Source organism: Bradyrhizobium xenonodulans, from assembly GCF_027594865.1.
GTDB classification, from domain to species: Bacteria; Pseudomonadota; Alphaproteobacteria; order Rhizobiales; family Xanthobacteraceae; genus Bradyrhizobium; species Bradyrhizobium xenonodulans.
Map to the genome: position 1 here is coordinate 5,739,444 of NZ_CP089391.1, position 15,485 is coordinate 5,754,928.

Genomic DNA, 15,485 nt, shown 5'->3' on the forward strand with positions numbered 1-15,485 from the left:
TTCGTTTATGTCCACCCGGTTCCTCAGAACCGGGCGAACATTGAAAGCTCGTATCTAGCCCAATTTGGCGTCGAGCGTGATCGCAGCGTTGAGCACCTTCGACACCGGACAGTTCTTCTCCGCCTCGCCCGCGATCTTCGCAAAGCCTGCATCGTCGAGATTCGGCACCTTGGCGCGCAAGGTCAGCGCCGACTTGCTGATCTTGAAACCCTTGCCTTCGGGTTCGAGCGTAACAGCGGCTTCGGTCGAAAGCTCGTCCGGCGTGAAGCCTGCCATCTGGAGGCCGAACGCCAGCGCCATCGTAAAACAGCCGGCATGGGCCGCCGCGATCAACTCCTCGGGATTGGTGCCCTTCTCGTTCTCGAAACGGGTCTTGAACGAATAGGGTGTCTGCGCGAGCACGCCGGATTCACTCGACAGATGACCGGTCCCATCGCGACCGGTGCCTTTCCAGACTGCTGTTGCCTTGCGGATCATCTCAATCTCCTTGTTTGATTTCAGCACCGGCGCTCCGTACCGGAGGAAGGCGACATTGGCACGACCGCCTGTCACCATTCCAACCGGCCGAGCGCCGCAGCGGTTCCGTTGGTTGGTTAGCTGCCGAGCTGTCCGACGTGGAAGCCGAGCCGGTTCTCGACGTCACCGGCGCGGTGGAATCCGCGCCCCATCAGCGCCTTGATGCGGCTCTGGTAGGCGGGACGACCGAACGCGGCCAGGAATGCGTCCCACTCCGGCTTGATCTCGTCATCCGGCGGCAGGCTGGCGACATCGACAAGACGTTTCGTCTCGGCGATGGCCTGCTTGCACGACAAAAACGGCACGGCGCGCGATGAGCTCAGTCATCACGCGCCGTGGCGGCTTGCATCGGTCGAGGCGTCGGTGCTGGCAAACTCAGGATGGCAGTGGTTGACCCGCCTGCTCGCGGACGATGTAGTCGGCGTACCAATCCGCCCAGTTCTCGTCGTGTCCACCGGTGCGCTTCTCATGCTCACCATGCGCCGTCGCCGCGCGCCGCAGCGCTGCTGCAAGCTCCACCTGCGAGGCGAAGGCCGTACCGTCAGCCGCGATGCGTCCCGGCAATCGCGTGGTGATCTCCTGGAACAGCCAGCCATTGCCATCGGGATCGCTGAAAGAGGCAAACGAGCTATAGCTGCCGCGCTTCGGGTCAGCACCGCTGACACGGACGCTGCCGAACAGATACGGCTCGTCCGGACCGGCGTGAACATCGCCGCCACCATGGAAGGGTTCGCTGACCTCGACGCCGCGAGCGAGAAGATCCTGTCGTGCCGCGTCCAGATCGGAGACGATCAGATACAAGCCTCGCGTCGAACCGGGCGCTGCCGGCGTGACGTTCTTGCCGAAGATCACCGAACAGGCCGAGCCCGGCGGCGTGAACTGGATCACGCGCCATTCGTCGCCCGAGGCAAAATCGGCGTCCAGTCGCCAGCCGAGCCGCGCGTAGAACGCCTTGGCGCGGTCGACATCGGAGACGGGGATGACGACGACTTCCAGCTTCAGATCAACACTACGCGATGTCGAAGGCTTGACCGCGGTCTCTCGGACGATTTCGAGTGTGGACATGTCGAACTCCCTGAGTTGAGATTGAGACGAGCTTCAAGCGGCAGTTGGCATCACGATCGTCACGCGTGTACCGCCCTGCCCGGCCTCGCCCTGCAGCCGCGCATGGATGCTGCGTGCGAGCCCTTCGAGGATGCGGCTGCCGGTGCCCTGAAGCGGACCGGTCGCACCGATGCCATTGTCGGCCACCGTGCAGAGCCATGCGCCGTCGCGGCTGGCCATCTCGACGCGGATCAGCGCATCGTTCTTGCTCGGGAAGGCATGCTTTGCCGCATTCGTGACCAGCTCGGTCAGCATCAACGCGAGACGATGACACTGCGACATTGGCAGCGTGCCGCTTTCGATCGCAGCCTCGCAGCGGATGCCGGCAGGCTCCAGCACCGCCCTGGAGAGCGCTTCGCACAGGCTTTCGAAAAAAGCTTCGACGGAGACAGCGGGCAAATGATCGCTGTCCGACAGAAGTTGATAGAGCCTGCCAAACGCGACGATGCGCCGCTCGAACCGGTCCAGCGCAACGGAGACATCCCTGGCGCCTGCCCGTGCGAAATCGCGGCGAACTGACGCACCCAAGAGCGTCAGCGTGTTTTTCATCCGATGGTGGGATTCCCTCAGCACGAGCTCCCAATCACGCGACTGATCATCAAGGCTGGCGACATATTGAGACCGAACGAATTGATCGTTCGTCCCTGAGCCGATAGCAGACATGATAGCCTCCCCGCTGGACAGTGGACCTAACTCGGAGGCTATAGTGGATGCGCCGTAGGTGTTATGCTCGTTAGACGTTGCAAGTTTTTGTTATGATCCGGCGCACACAAGCTGCGGCAGCGAAGCTGTCGTGTCGACAGTCGCGCGACTGATGAATTGTGGCGCTCGCTCCGGAAACTGCTCTCGTTTAACGAAATTTGTGACGGATGGTCCCTGCGCGATGGAGCGTCGGCTGCGCCATTTCGCCATTTTCAGTCAGTTTACTCATCGCCTCGTTCTGTTAGACCAGACCATCAGACATTGGCTCTCGCACTGAAATGATTGGCGTGCCGGACACCAATGACCAGGATTCGGCCGTGTCCTTCGGGCCATTCCGGCTGTTTGTAAAGTCGCGCCTGCTCGAGAGGGACGGCGTTCCGCTTCAGCTCGGTGGCCGCGCGCTCGATATCCTCATTTTGCTCGCTGAACGCGCCGGCGAGGTCATCGACAAGCGAGAGTTGATCAAGCACGTCTGGGCCGACGTGAACGTCGACGAAGGCAGCTTGCGCTTCCACATCACGACGCTGCGCAAGGCCTTGAGTGATAAGGCCTTGGGCGATGCCGGCGAAGGCTCCCGCTATGTCGTCAACGTGCCCGGCCGTGGCTATTGCCTCGCCGCCCCACTGGTCCGTTCTGAATCGCCGGAGAAGCGGACAGGCCCGGCCGTCTCGTCGGCTCACGCACTTCCCCCGCCGCTTGCCAGAATGATCGGACGAGACGACGCGGTCGCGGGGATTGCCGCCGAGCTTGCGCAGCATCGGTTCGTGACGATCGTCGGCCCAGGCGGAATCGGCAAGACGTCGGTCGCCCTCGCCGTCGCGCACGATAAGCTCCAGGCCTTCGACGGACAGGTCAACTTCGTCGATTTCGGCGCGCTGACGGATGCCAGGCTCGTTCCCGGCACCATCGCCGCCACGCTTGGGCTGACCGTCAATTCCGAGGACCCGATACCGGGCCTGCTGACGTTCCTGCGCAGCCGCCGGACGCTACTGGTCCTCGACAGCTGCGAGCACATCATCGACGAGCTCGCGCCCTTGGCCGAGCGCATCGTCCAGGACGCACCGGAGCTGCATATCCTCGCCACCAGCCGCGAGTCCTTTCGCGCCGAAGGCGAGCGCGTCCACCGGTTGTTTCCGCTGGACTGCCCGCCCGAGCGCGACGGGCTCGGCATCGCCGACATCCTTGCCTATCCCGCAAGCCAGCTCTTCGTGGAACGCATTGCCGAGAGCCTGGGCGACTTCGAGCTAAGCGAGGAGGATGCGCCGCTCATCGCCGAGATTTGCCGGCGGCTGGACGGCATCGCGCTCGCGATCGAGCTCGCGGCCGGACGCGTCGACGCCTATGGCGTTGCCGGGACCGCCTCGCTGCTCGACAACCGATTTTCGCTGCTGTGGCGGGGACGCCGCACCGCGATTCCGCGCCACCAGACCCTGAGCGCCGCGCTCGCCTGGAGCTACGATTTGCTGCCGGCAGCCGAAAGTGCAACGCTGCGCGGCTTGTCAGTGTTCGTCGGCCCGTTCACGCTCGAGGCCGCGCTTGCCGTTGCGTCCAGCCAAGGCGTCAGTGAACCTGAAGCGCTCGAGGCGATCTCGAACCTGCTCTCCAAATCACTGATCGCGACCTCGCCCGCGGAGCGACGGCTGCGCTATCGCCTGCTCGACACCACGCGCGCCTTCGTCGGCGACAAGCTGGTCGAGAACGGAGAAGCGGGTCGCGTCGCACGGGCCCATGCCGAATATTTCCGCGACGTCCTGCGCGACATCGCGCTCACCTCCATGGGCATGCAGAGCGCGGGCGGCTTCCTTCCCTATGCCGACCATTTGCCCAATGTTCGGGCCGCGCTGTCCTGGAGCTTTTCGGACAATGGCGACCGGGCGATCGGCGTGGATCTGGCGGCCTCCGCCGCCCAGTTTTTCCTCGAGCTGACATTGCTGACGGAGTGTTTTCGCTGGACGCAGCAGGCGCTGGCCGCTTCCGATGCGAGCACATTGGACAGCCGCCAGGAGATGACGTTGCAGGCCGCGCTCGGCGTCTCCGTGATGTTCACGCAGGGCAATACCGACGCAGTCCGGGTAGCGTTCACGCGGAGCCTCCAGCTTGCCCGCGAGCTCGAGGATCTGCACTGGCAGCTCTGGCTGCTGCGCGGTTTGCACATCTACTTGACCAGGGTCGGAGATTTTCACGGTGCGCTCGGCACCGGCGAGCAGGGCGAGAGCGTTGCGTGCAAGCTGAACGATCCCGCCGCCGCGCTGAACGTCGAATGGATGCTTGGCGTCGCGCATCATCTGATCGGCAATCAGGACAAGGCCGTGCAGTTCTGCGAGAGCGCGATGGTGCACAATCCCGGCTCGCAGCGGTTGAACATCGGGCATCTCGGCTATGACGACCGCATCGTCGCGCTGGTGGCGCTGGCGCGCGGGCTGTGGCTTACCGGCCGGCCCGATCGCGCGATCGAGGCGGCCAGATACACGGTGCGCGAGGCCGAGCTGCTCGAGCAGCCCCTCACGCTCGGCATCTCGCTGATCTGGACGATCTACGTGTTCCTCTGGGTCGGCGACTGGGCCAATGCCGAAATCCTGATCGAACGGCTGATCGATCATTCGGCGCGGCACTTCCTCGGCCCCTATCACGCGGTCGGCATCGGCCAGAAGGGCGATCTGCTGCTTCGTCGCGGCGACATCGCCGGCGGGATCGAGCATCTTCGCCGCAGCCAGGCCACGCTATACGCGACGCGGCACCGGATCATGACGACGGTGTTTGCGACGGCGCTGGCGGAGGGCCTCGCCTCCCAGAACCAGCCCGTCGATGCCTTGCGCACGATCGACGAAGCCATCGCGGAGATCCCCGCGCACGGTGAATCCTTCGACATGCCGGAGATGCTCCGGGTCAAGGCGGACATCCTCGCCCGGTCCGGCAATGCCGCGGAGGCCGAAAACTGCTTCCGGAGATCGCTCGATCTGTCGCGCCGGCAATGCGCGCTCGGCTGGGAGTTGCGGGGGGCGATCGGCCTCGGCCACCTCTGGCACCAGGCCGGAAAGACCGGCGAAGCACGCGCCTTGCTCGCCCCGCTCGTCGCGCGGTACCAGGACGGCCTCCAGACCCGTGATCTCGTGGCCGCCAGGGATCTGCTTGGCGCGCTGAATTGACAGTATCTTCAACGAGATACCGCCAGAAATACTGCTCGCAACTCCTAACAACTTCTAACACGCCAATCAGCATCCGCCCCGCCATGGTGGAGACACTTCATGGCGGATATGGCGGGACATGGCGCTTCTTGACGATGTGATCGAAGCCAGCGGCGGAATGGCCCGCTGGAACAGCTTGAACCGGTTCACGCTCCACCTTTCCGTCGGCGGCTCGCTATTCTCCGGCACCGGACATGCCAGCGAGTTCAAGGATGTGACCGCGGAGGGCTCGACCCGGTCCCAATCGGTCCGCTTCACCGGCATCACCGGGGGCGAGTACTCCGGCTCCTTTCATCCCGACGCGATCACGATCGAAAGCCTCGAGGGTGAGGTCCTGCGCACCTGGAACAACCCCAGCCTTGCATTTCCCGAGACCCGCTCCCCTGCGCTCGTGGACGAGCTGCACCTCGTGTTCTTCTGCGGCGTCGCTATCTGGAATTATCTGACCAACCCATTCCTGCTCGCCCATCCCGACGTCGTCACGGAGGAGCTGACACCGTGGCGCGAGAACGCGGACACCTGGCGGCGGCTGCGGGCGCAATTCCCGCCGCACCTGATCACGCTCGCGCCCGAGCAGATCTTCTATTTCGACGAGAACGCGCTGCAACGGCGGACCGATCACGATCTCTTCGGAATGAAGGTCGCGCATTACTCCTGGGCGCACGACAGTTTTGGCGGCATCGTCGTGCCGACGCTGCGCCGTGCACAGACCCTGCGGCCTGACGGAACGGTGATCACCAAGCCTGTGCTCATGGACGTCGAGATTTTCGACGCCGTGTTCGAGTAGCGGCATGCGCGAGAACGGACGAGGTCGCGTGAGTGAACCGGATGTGGACTGCGCCGAAGCTGCGCCAATCCGCGCAATGAATTGAAAAACCGCATAAAACAAAGCCTCCTGCGGCGAGCTGTCACACCGCCTGTGCTCACACAACAACTAACAACTCCTAATCACCCCTAACGAGCGGCCTGGCGCTCACGCGCCTACTCTCTCACCATCGCGAACGCCGGACTTGCGCGTTCGCCGGCCGCCTCAAGCGGTCATTGAGACGAGAGAGGACGAACGATGTTCACCGACTTGCAGGCGCGCAGCCGGATCGATTTTCGAGCCGCCACCCGGGACGGCGAGGCCCCGCAGCAAACACGGGCCGTCGCACGGGAGAGCACATGGCGGCAGCTCGATTGCAACGAGCGGGCCGCGAGCGAGACCATTGCGATTTCACGGTGGGAGGACGCGCGGGACATCTCGTCGCACCAGGCGACGACGCCGGAGGATCGCTATTTCGTCGCCATCGCGCTGAAGACCACGCGCGCGAAGCTGAGCCGCGACCGCCAGATCATTTTCGACGGCACGATGCCCGCAGGCACTCTGTATGTCAGCGCGCCGTCGAAGCCGCTGGCCGCGCAATTCCAGGCGCCTTGCGCCTTCCTGCACTTCCACATCTCCACCGATCATTTTCCCGCGGGGCTGCCCGCGATCGAGGGCCTCGATAACCTCGTCCTGCTGCGCGACCCGCTCGCCGCCGAGCTCGCCAAGGCCCTGACCGAACATGGCGATGCCGCGGACCGGCCGTTCGCCCGCTGCATCGGCCAAACCCTCGCGATGCATCTGACCAGGCTCGAGCTGCCGCGCGCAAAGGTCAATGCCTTGCCGAAATGGCGGCTGCGGCGCATCGAGCAATATGTCGCCGATCACTTTGATCGCTGCATCAGCCTGTCCGAGCTCGCCAACGTCGCGGGCCTCTCCAGGATGCATTTCGCGGCACAATTCCGCGCCGCGACCGGCTATCGTCCGCGCGAATATCTGCTCAATCACCGGGTCGAGCACGCGAAGACCCTGCTCGCGTCGACCGAGCGGCCGCTGGCGGAGATCGCGCTGGCCGTCGGCTTCAGCACCCAGGCGCATTTTTCGACCGTGTTCAAGCGCATCAGCGGCCAGTCTCCGGCACGCTGGCGCCTCGCCAGCAAAAGCCAGCGCTTTGAGGTCGAAGCGTCGCCGCGGCGCCGTCCTTCCGCCGACGGAGATTGGATCGCAAGCGCGGCCGCGTAGCTCGTCCATTTGCGCCGGCTCGCGCCCCTCTCCTCCCGGGTCTGCGAGCCTCTCGGGGCCGTCCCTGCGCCCACACAGGGCGGCCCCTTTTTCGTCTGTCGCCGCGCTTCCAATGGCGAGGCAAGCAGCAGGCGTCCCCTACACCGGATCGAACGCCCGGATCGGCGGCAGATTGCCCGCGAACTTCTCCACTTCCACTGCCGTCAACTGCCCCGTACATCCCTGCGCAAAGGACGACGTGCCGATGTCGCGGGTGAGCACGTTCGGATTGCCGTGAACGCAGAGCGGCGCGTCGTCTTCGGGGTCGGCGGGATCGTACCAGGCGCCGGTCGGAAGCTGCACCACACCGGGCGCGATGCCATCGGTGACGTGGACCGCGGCAAGGCAGGCGCCACGGTCGTTGAACAGGCGGATGATGTCGCCGTCCTTGATGCCGCGCGCGTCGGCGTCGCGCGGGTTCATGCGGGCGACCTCGCGGCCGCGATGTTTGCCTTGAAGCGAATGTCCGCCGAAATCGAGCTGGCTGTGCAGGCGCGTCACGGGCTGGTTGGCGACGAGGAAGCACGGCGCGCCCGGCTTCGGCATGTCGGTCTTGTCGAGCCAGACCGGATGGCCCGGGCAATCCGCATCGCCATGGCCGGCGATCTTGGCCGAGAAGATCTCGATGCGTCCGCTCGGCGTCGGCAGCGGATGCGCGACCGGATCCTCGCGAAAACTGCGCAGCCGGCCGCCGTCGTCGGGCTGTTGCGGCACGACGAGACTGCCCCGCTGCCAGAATTCGTCGAAGCTCGGGGCCTCGAGGCCGCGCTTGGCGAGCGACGCGCGGGTCGGCTCATAGAGATGTTCCAGCCACTGCCGCGACGTGCGGCCTTCCGTAAAAGGTTCGCGGGCGCCGAGACGTTCGGCGAGATCGGCAAAGATCTCGTAATCGTCGCGCGCAAGGCCGAACGGCTCGGCGATCCGGTGCATCGCGACCATCAGGGGATCGTTGCTGGAATAGCCGATGTCCTCGCGCTCGAGCGTCATGGTCGCGGGCAGGACGATGTCGGCGTGCCGCGCGGTGGCGGTCCAGCCGAGATCGTGCACGACGAACGTATCGACTTGCGCAAACGCCTTGCGCAGGCGGTTGATGTCCTGGTGATGATGGAAGGGATTGCCGCCGGCCCAGTAGACCAGACTGATGTCCGGATAGGTGCGCGTCTCGCCATTGTAGCGATAGGTGCTGCCGGGGTTGAGCAGCATGTCGGCAATGCGCGCAACCGGAATGAAGTCGCGCACGCCGTTGCGGCCCTGCCCGAGCGTCGGCCCCGGCACGTCGTTGACGCGGCGGCCGTAATAGCCGATCGCGCCGAGCGAATAGGCGTAGCCGCCGCCGGCAAGGCCGATCTGGCCGAGCGCGGCCGCCAGCACCATGCCCATCCATACCGGCTGCTCGCCATGCTCGGCGCGCTGGAGCGAATGCGAGACGGTGATGAGCGCACGCTTTCCGGCGAGACGGCGGGCGAGCGTGCGGATCGTGTCGGCGGCGACACCTGAGATCGCGGCGGCCCATTCGGCATGCTTGGGCTGGCCATCCGTTTCGCCGGTGAGGTAGCGCAGGAAAACCGGCCATCCTTCCGTGTAGCGATCGAGGAAGGCCTGGTCGTGCAGGCCTTCGCTGACCAGCGTGTGAACGATGCCGAGCATCAGCGCGGTATCGGTGCCGGGCACGCAGCTCATCCATTCGGCGCCGGCCTCGACGGGCAGGTCTTCGCGCAGCGGACTCATCAGGATGAACTCGCAGCCGCGCCGGCGCGCAGCCTCCATGGCGCCGCGCTCGACATGCTTGCTGATCGAGCCGCCGGCCACCATGGAGTTCTTCAGAGCCATGCCGCCGAACGCCAGCACGATGTCGGTCTCGGTCGCGATCTGCTCCCAGGTGACGTTGCGCTTGGTGATGTCCTCATAACCGCAGAGGATCTGCGGCAGCAGCACCGAGGACGCACCGGACGAGTAACTGTTCACCGAGCGCACATAGCCGCCCATCGCGATGTTGAGGAAGCGATGCACCTGGCTCTGCGCGTGATGGAAGCGCCCCGCGCTCGACCAGCCGTAGGAGCCGCCGAACACGGCGCCGGGCCCGCGTGTGTCGCGGATGCGGCCGAGCTCGTCGCCGAGCAGATCGAGCGCCTTCTCCCAGCTCACGGAGACGAATTCGTCGCGGCCGCGGCGGTCGTCGGGGCCCGGCCCGCGCTCCAGCCAGCCGCGGCGGATCGCAGGCTGAGCGATGCGCGCCTGGTGCCGCAGCGCGCCGGGGAAATTGTCGATGATGCCGTTCGGATCGGGATCGCCCGCATAGGCCCTGACCTCGAGTCCCGCTTCGCCTTGACGCGCCGAAAACACGCCCCAGTGCGAGGTGTGGGGCTTGAAGCCGTCGGACAGGTCGAGACCGGGGTCGGGGAAGCCAATCGTATCGTCCATCATTGCATTCCTTGTTCCGGTCGCGCCACGGTCCCCGCCGCTCCCGTGTCAATTCGGGTGGCAGTATAACGATCCGCTCCCCGATGTCGTCGGGATCAGGGCCGGCGAAAATGCCAGGCCCTCGTGCAAGGGCAGCTTGGCGAACGTTCGAGGGAACGAGCCCGCGCGAACCTTCGACCCATTTTATACTTTATTTCAATGCTTTACTCCGCCGAACCCGGAACAGCCCGATCCATCTCCCGGCAAGAATGCGTGCAAAATCTCTTCCAACGACAGTGACATTGAAACGTGCGATATGGCCAACCTCCCCACCACAACATCGGTCTCATCATGATCAAGCGCGTCCTGCCCTACGAAGGTCTGCTCCACGAAGTGGTCGAGCACAATGGCGTGCTTTACATCGGGGGAATCGTCCCCGAGGACACGAGCCTCGATATGTCGGGCCAGGCGAGCGACGTCCTCGGCCAGCTGGCGAACCTGCTGAAGACCCTCGGATCAGATCTGGCCAGCGTCTTGCAAGTGACCATCTACATGACCGACCTGAAGGAGAAGGCAGCGTTCAACGCGGCCTGGAAGGCGCGCTTTGCAGAAGCTCATCTGCCGGCACGCGCCGCCATCGGCGTCGCCGATCTCGGTCCGGGCGTCAAGCTCGAGATGACCGCGATCGCCGCGCGGCAATAGCGCCGCCGGCCTCGTCACATGGCCTTTCGCTGCGCGAGACGCGCGATGTTGAGCTGGTGAATCTGGCTGGTCCCCTCGTAGAGGCGGAACAGCCTGATGTCCCTGTACCAGCGCTCGATCGACGAGTGATCGGCGATGTAGCCGGCGCCGCCGAACATCTGCACGCAGCGATCGGCCACGCGGCCGCACATCTCCGTCGCGAAATATTTGCACATCGATGCTTCGAGCGCGACGTCCTCGCCGCGGTCCCGCTTGCGCGCGGTCTCGAGGATCATCGATTGCGCCGCAAAGATCTCCGTCCGGCAATCGGCAATCATCGCCTGGACGAGCTGATAGTTGCCGACCGGCTCGCCGAACTGAACGCGGCTGCCGGTATGGCGGATGGCCATGTCGAGCATCCGGATCGCCGGCCCGGTCGACAGGGCGGCCAGATGAATGCGCTGCTTGTTCAGCACCTTCATGATGGTCTTGAAGCCCACGCCTTCGCGGCCGCCGATCAGATTGGCCGCCGGCACCCGGCACTGGTTGAAATAGACCGCACCCACGGGCGAGCCCGCCTGCCCCATCTTGCGGTAGGGCGCACCGGTCGCAAGGCCCACGCTCCCGCGCTCGACGATGAAGGCCGAGACGCCCGAAGCGCCCTTCGTGTGCGGATCGGTGCGCGCCGTAACGGTGAAAATGTCGGCCAGGGGCGCGTTGGTGATGAAGCACTTCTCGCCGTCGAGAATGTAGTGATCGCCGCCGCGGCGGGCGATGGTCTTGACGTTCGAAGCCTCCGAGCCGGCATCGGGCTCGGTCACGGCGAGGCAGCCGGTCCATTCACCGCTGGCAAGGCGCGGCAGGTAGGTCTGCTTCTGCTGCTCGGTCCCGTCGGCGACGATTCCCTCCGAGCCGATGCCGGTGTTGGTGCCGACGCGGGCGCGAAAGGCGACCGAACATTGCGACAGCTCGAATGCGGCCAGCACGAGCTCCTCCGTGGTGAGCCCGGCGCCGCCATAGGCCTCCGGGATGCTCCAGCCGAAGAAGCCCTCCGTGCGCATGGTGGCGACGATATCCGCTGGGACCTCATCGCAGCTTTCGACGCGCGCCTCGGCCGGAATGGCAATGTCGCGAACGAACCGGCGAACGCGCTCCAGCAGGGCCTCGAAGGCGGCAGGTTCCCGGATCATGGCTGCAGCCTTCCGATGCATCTCATGCATGTCATTCCTGGAGCGCCTCCTCGCGGCGCGCACGGATCGTGGGCAGCATGATCAGGAGGATCGCGATGGCCGCCGCAGCCAGAAGGCTCGCCGAGAGCGGCGAGGTGAACAGCGCGGTGACGTCGCCGCGCGACAGCACCATGGCGCGGCGGAAGTTCTCTTCGATCGCGGGGCCCAGAACTAGGCCCAGGAGCAGCGGCGCCGCCGGCAATTGGAGCTTGATCAGGACGTAGCCGAACACGCAGAACAATGCGGCTTCGTAGACCTCGAACGTTCCGCTGTTGATGGAATAGACGCCGATCGAGCAGAACACCATGATCGCCGGAAACAGGTAGCGATAGGGAATGGTGAGCAGCTTCACCCACAACCCGACCAGCGGAAGATTGAGGATCAGCAGCATCAGATTGCCGACCCACATCGAGACGATCAGGCCCCAAAACAGGGTCGGATTCTTCGTCATCACCTCCGGGCCCGGATGGATGTTGTGGATGTTCATGGCGCCAACCATCAGCGCCATCACCACGTTGGAGGGAACCCCTAACGTCAGCAGCGGAATGAACGAGGTCTGGGCGCCGGCGTTGTTCGCGGACTCCGGCCCCGCGACGCCCTCGATCGCGCCCTTGCCGAACTCTTCGGGACGCCGCGACAGCTTCTTCTCAAGCGTATAGGACGCGAAGGACGATAGCACCGCGCCTCCGCCGGGCAGGACTCCCAGCAGCGTGCCGAGCGCCGTGCCGCGCAGCATCGCCGGCACCATGCGGCGGAAATCGTCGCGGGTCGGAAACAGATTGGTGATCTTCTGGGTGACCAGCGACAGCTTGTCGTCCTGCTCCAGATTCTTGACGATCTCGGCAAAGCCGAAGATGCCCATCGCCAGCGGCACGAAATCGAGGCCGTCGAACAGCTGGGGGACGCCGAAGGCAAAACGCTGGCTGCCGCTGTTCAAATCGGTGCCGACGAGGCTCAAGAGCATGCCGAGCACGACCATGCCGATGCCCTCGATGAACGGGCCGCTCGACAGCACGGAGGCAAGGATCAGGCCCAGGATCATGAGCGCGAAGAATTCCTTGGGGCCGAACAGCAGCGCGGTCGCGGTCAGCGGACCTGCGAGGGCGGCCAGGGCAAGCGTCGCCACGCATCCGGCGAAGAACGAGCCGATCGCGGCGGTGGCGAGCGCCACGCCCGCGCGGCCCTGCTTGGCCATCTGATAGCCGTCGATCGTGGTCACGACCGATGAAGACTCGCCGGGCAGATTGACGACGATGGCCGTGGTCGAGCCGCCATATTGCGCGCCGTAATAGATTCCGGCGAGCATGATCAGCGCGGCGTCCGGTGGCAGCGCATAGGTGATCGGCAGCAGCATCGCGATGGTTGCGAGCGGGCCGAGGCCCGGCAGCACGCCGATCAAGGTCCCGAGCAGGCAGCCGACGAAGGCGTAGAGCAGATTGGCGGGCTGGGCTGCCGTGGCAAAGCCGATCGCGAGATTGTGGAAGAGATCCATCGATCGGCCCGTTCAGTTGAGAAGAGACGGCCAGACGGGCAATGGCAGCCCGAGGCCGTAGACGAAGACGGCCAGACACAGCGCGATCAGCACGGCCGCGTTCGCCAGCGCACCCGTCCAGGTGAACTCGTGACTGGCCCGGCTCGACACCATGATCAGGACGAACAGGGCTCCGACCAGACCGAGCGGAAACAGCAGGGCGCCGAACAGGACCACCGAGCCGGTCACCCAGGCGAGCCCCTTGAGATCCCATCTGCGCAGCGCTTCCCGATCCGCGGTCGACCGGACAGCACCGAGGATCACGACGAGACCAATGGCGGCGAGCACGATCGCGAGCAGGCGTGGGAAATAGCCCGGTCCCATCTTCGCGGCCGTGCCTGCGGGATACGCCAATGCCTCGACGAAAAAGAAGATCGCGAAGGCGAGGAACAGGGCGCCCGACGCGAAAGCCCTCTGATTGCGGATCGCCAACCCCTTCATTCCGGTTCTCCTCCCTGGGTCGGTCGTTTCCCGTCCTCGCCCGCATCGGCCTTCGCGGCGCGCTCGTCGAGCGCTTCCATCAGAACCGGCACGCCGATCGCGCAGGCGTGGACGCCGAGATGAGCCGTCATCTGGAGAACCTGAAGGATCTCCCGCTGCGCGATGCCGAGCCGCAGGGCGCGCCTGATCTGCACGCGCAGCCCGTGGGGATTGAGCGCCGTGAAGCAAGCGTTCAACGCGATCGAGATCAGGCATTGCGAGCGTTGGTCGAGACCGTCTCCGGCCTGCCCGCCCGCGAGGAGATCCAGCAAAACGGCGAAATAGCCGGGATCGCGCCGCAGCCATTGCTCGCAGAAATCAGGCCAGTCCCCGAATTGTGCGACATAGGCATCGCGCAGCGCACTCTGCTCGTCCGAGAGCTCGGACTGGTCGACCTCCAGGCCCGCGCTTGCCAATTCCTCCGCCAGGATTCCGATGCCGAGATTGCAGCCGTCCAATCCCTGGGCCGTCGCGAGGCGGAACACGTCGATGATCTCCCGTGCCGTGGCGCCCTGCTGAAGCGCGAGGCGGAGGTGCAGCGCGAGGCCGTCGCGGAACAGATGCGTCGACGAGCCGTCGAGTGCGACGTAGATCAGCTCGCACATTTTGGAAGAGAGCGGCCCCGTGGCCGCGGGATAGCCCGCATATCTGCCATAGGTGTCGAGAAACCCGGGATCGAGGCGCAACAGGCCTTCCGTCCAGGGTCGCCAATAACCGCGGGCCTTGATGTAGGCCTCTTTCAGCACCTGTTGTTCCGGCGTCAGATCGGACATCGCGCTTCCACCGTCAGGCAATGTTGGTCAGGACGATCCCGCCATCGACGGTGAGCACCTGCGCCGAAATGAAGCTGCTCTCATCGCCGGTGAGAAAACAGATCGCCTTGGCGATGTCGTCGACCGTGCCGAGCCGGCCCAGCGGCGTCCGTTCGATCCGGCGCGCATCGAGCTCGGCGTTGCGGTTGCGCATGGTCCCCTCGGTCGGAATCGCCGAGGGCGCCACCGCGTTGACGCGGATGTTGCGCGCACCGAGCTCCGCCGCGGCAGCGCGCGTAATGCCCATCACGCCGGCCTTGATGCCGCTATAGACCATGCTGTTCTTGGCGGAGATCAGGCCAGCCACCGAGGCGACGTTGACGATCGCGCCGCCGCGTTCGGCATCCATGACTTCCGCGGCCGCCTGGATGCCCCACATCACCGCCTTGAAGCCGATGTTGAGCATGCGCTCGACGGTTTCCGGCGCGATGTCCGCGACCGATTGATAGCGGACCCAGGCCGCGTTGTTGACGAGGATGTCGAAGCGGCCCTGTCGCTCCGCCAATCCCAGCACCGCCTGCCGCATGCCGTCGCGGGTCGATACGTCCTGCGTGGCGGCCAGCGCCTCGCCACCCGCTGCCTTGATGGCCTCCACCGTGCTGCTCACGAACTCCGGCTTCAGATCATTAACGCCGACGATTGCGCCGCGCGCGGCGAGCTTGAGCGCGGTCGCGCGGCCGATCCCGTTCCCGGCGCCGGTGACGAGTGCGACGCGGCCCGCGAGCGTCTGATCCCTGGTCTCGGTCATGGTCATCTCCT

At 65.2% G+C, this 15,485-nt stretch carries 13 protein-coding genes and 1 pseudogene; 4 read left to right on the forward strand and 10 right to left on the reverse strand.

Annotation, left to right across the window (positions count from 1 at the left end):
- Positions 1-54 precede the first annotated feature (54 nt).
- The 4 genes and pseudogenes from I3J27_RS27345 to I3J27_RS27360 all read right to left on the reverse strand — a co-directional run bounded on the left by I3J27_RS27345 (position 55) and on the right by I3J27_RS27360 (position 2,283).
- Entirely contained in the window at positions 55-477 is a 423-nt protein-coding gene (locus I3J27_RS27345) for an OsmC family protein (RefSeq protein ID WP_270161990.1), read from the reverse strand.
- 116 nt (positions 478-593) lie between these two features.
- Positions 594-803 (reverse strand): annotated as a pseudogene (locus I3J27_RS27350) (enoyl-CoA hydratase/isomerase family protein); the annotation flags it as partial.
- A gap of 88 nt (positions 804-891) precedes the next feature.
- Complete coding sequence (locus I3J27_RS27355) at positions 892-1,581, reverse strand: VOC family protein (protein ID WP_270161991.1); 690 nt, start codon at positions 1,579-1,581, stop codon at positions 892-894.
- A gap of 33 nt (positions 1,582-1,614) precedes the next feature.
- Entirely contained in the window at positions 1,615-2,283 is a 669-nt protein-coding gene (locus I3J27_RS27360) for a sensor histidine kinase (RefSeq protein ID WP_270161992.1), read from the reverse strand.
- Positions 2,284-2,609: 326 nt separating this feature from the next.
- Between I3J27_RS27360 and I3J27_RS27365 the strand changes: the two genes are divergently transcribed.
- From I3J27_RS27365 to I3J27_RS27375, 3 genes are all read left to right on the forward strand, one after another.
- Positions 2,610-5,468: an ATP-binding protein gene (locus tag I3J27_RS27365; RefSeq protein WP_270161993.1), complete on the forward strand. Its 2,859-nt coding sequence runs from the start codon at positions 2,610-2,612 to the stop codon at positions 5,466-5,468.
- Positions 5,469-5,586: 118 nt separating this feature from the next.
- Entirely contained in the window at positions 5,587-6,294 is a 708-nt protein-coding gene (locus I3J27_RS27370) for a hypothetical protein (RefSeq protein WP_270161994.1), read from the forward strand.
- Between the two features lie 276 nt (positions 6,295-6,570).
- Positions 6,571-7,554 (forward strand): helix-turn-helix domain-containing protein, encoded by a 984-nt coding sequence (locus I3J27_RS27375; protein WP_270161995.1) that lies wholly within the window; start codon positions 6,571-6,573, stop codon positions 7,552-7,554.
- 138 nt (positions 7,555-7,692) lie between these two features.
- Here the strand turns inward: I3J27_RS27375 and I3J27_RS27380 are convergent, their stop codons facing one another.
- A complete protein-coding gene (locus tag I3J27_RS27380; protein WP_270161996.1) occupies positions 7,693-10,014 on the reverse strand; it encodes a molybdopterin guanine dinucleotide-containing S/N-oxide reductase in 2,322 nt (773 codons plus the stop codon).
- A gap of 330 nt (positions 10,015-10,344) precedes the next feature.
- Here I3J27_RS27380 and I3J27_RS27385 point away from each other — a divergent pair, with 330 nt between their 5' ends.
- Positions 10,345-10,695, forward strand: coding sequence for a RidA family protein (locus tag I3J27_RS27385; RefSeq protein ID WP_270161997.1), 351 nt, complete (start codon positions 10,345-10,347; stop codon positions 10,693-10,695).
- Positions 10,696-10,709: 14 nt separating this feature from the next.
- On the opposite strand, the gene I3J27_RS27390 is transcribed toward I3J27_RS27385, so the two are convergent.
- The 5 genes from I3J27_RS27390 to I3J27_RS27410 are packed head-to-tail and all read right to left on the reverse strand — an operon-like array spanning position 10,710 to position 15,474.
- Positions 10,710-11,864: an acyl-CoA dehydrogenase family protein gene (locus tag I3J27_RS27390; RefSeq protein WP_270161998.1), complete on the reverse strand. Its 1,155-nt coding sequence runs from the start codon at positions 11,862-11,864 to the stop codon at positions 10,710-10,712.
- A gap of 31 nt (positions 11,865-11,895) precedes the next feature.
- Positions 11,896-13,395: a tripartite tricarboxylate transporter permease gene (locus I3J27_RS27395; protein WP_270161999.1), complete on the reverse strand. Its 1,500-nt coding sequence runs from the start codon at positions 13,393-13,395 to the stop codon at positions 11,896-11,898.
- A 12-nt stretch (positions 13,396-13,407) separates the two neighbouring features.
- Entirely contained in the window at positions 13,408-13,875 is a 468-nt protein-coding gene (locus I3J27_RS27400) for a tripartite tricarboxylate transporter TctB family protein (RefSeq protein ID WP_270162000.1), read from the reverse strand.
- A complete protein-coding gene (locus I3J27_RS27405) occupies positions 13,872-14,687 on the reverse strand; it encodes a carboxymuconolactone decarboxylase family protein (RefSeq protein ID WP_270162001.1) in 816 nt (271 codons plus the stop codon). Before I3J27_RS27405 ends, I3J27_RS27400 begins: the two co-directional genes overlap by 4 nt.
- A 13-nt stretch (positions 14,688-14,700) precedes the next feature.
- Entirely contained in the window at positions 14,701-15,474 is a 774-nt protein-coding gene (locus I3J27_RS27410) for an SDR family NAD(P)-dependent oxidoreductase (protein ID WP_270162002.1), read from the reverse strand.
- Between the last annotated feature and the right edge of the window lie 11 nt (positions 15,475-15,485).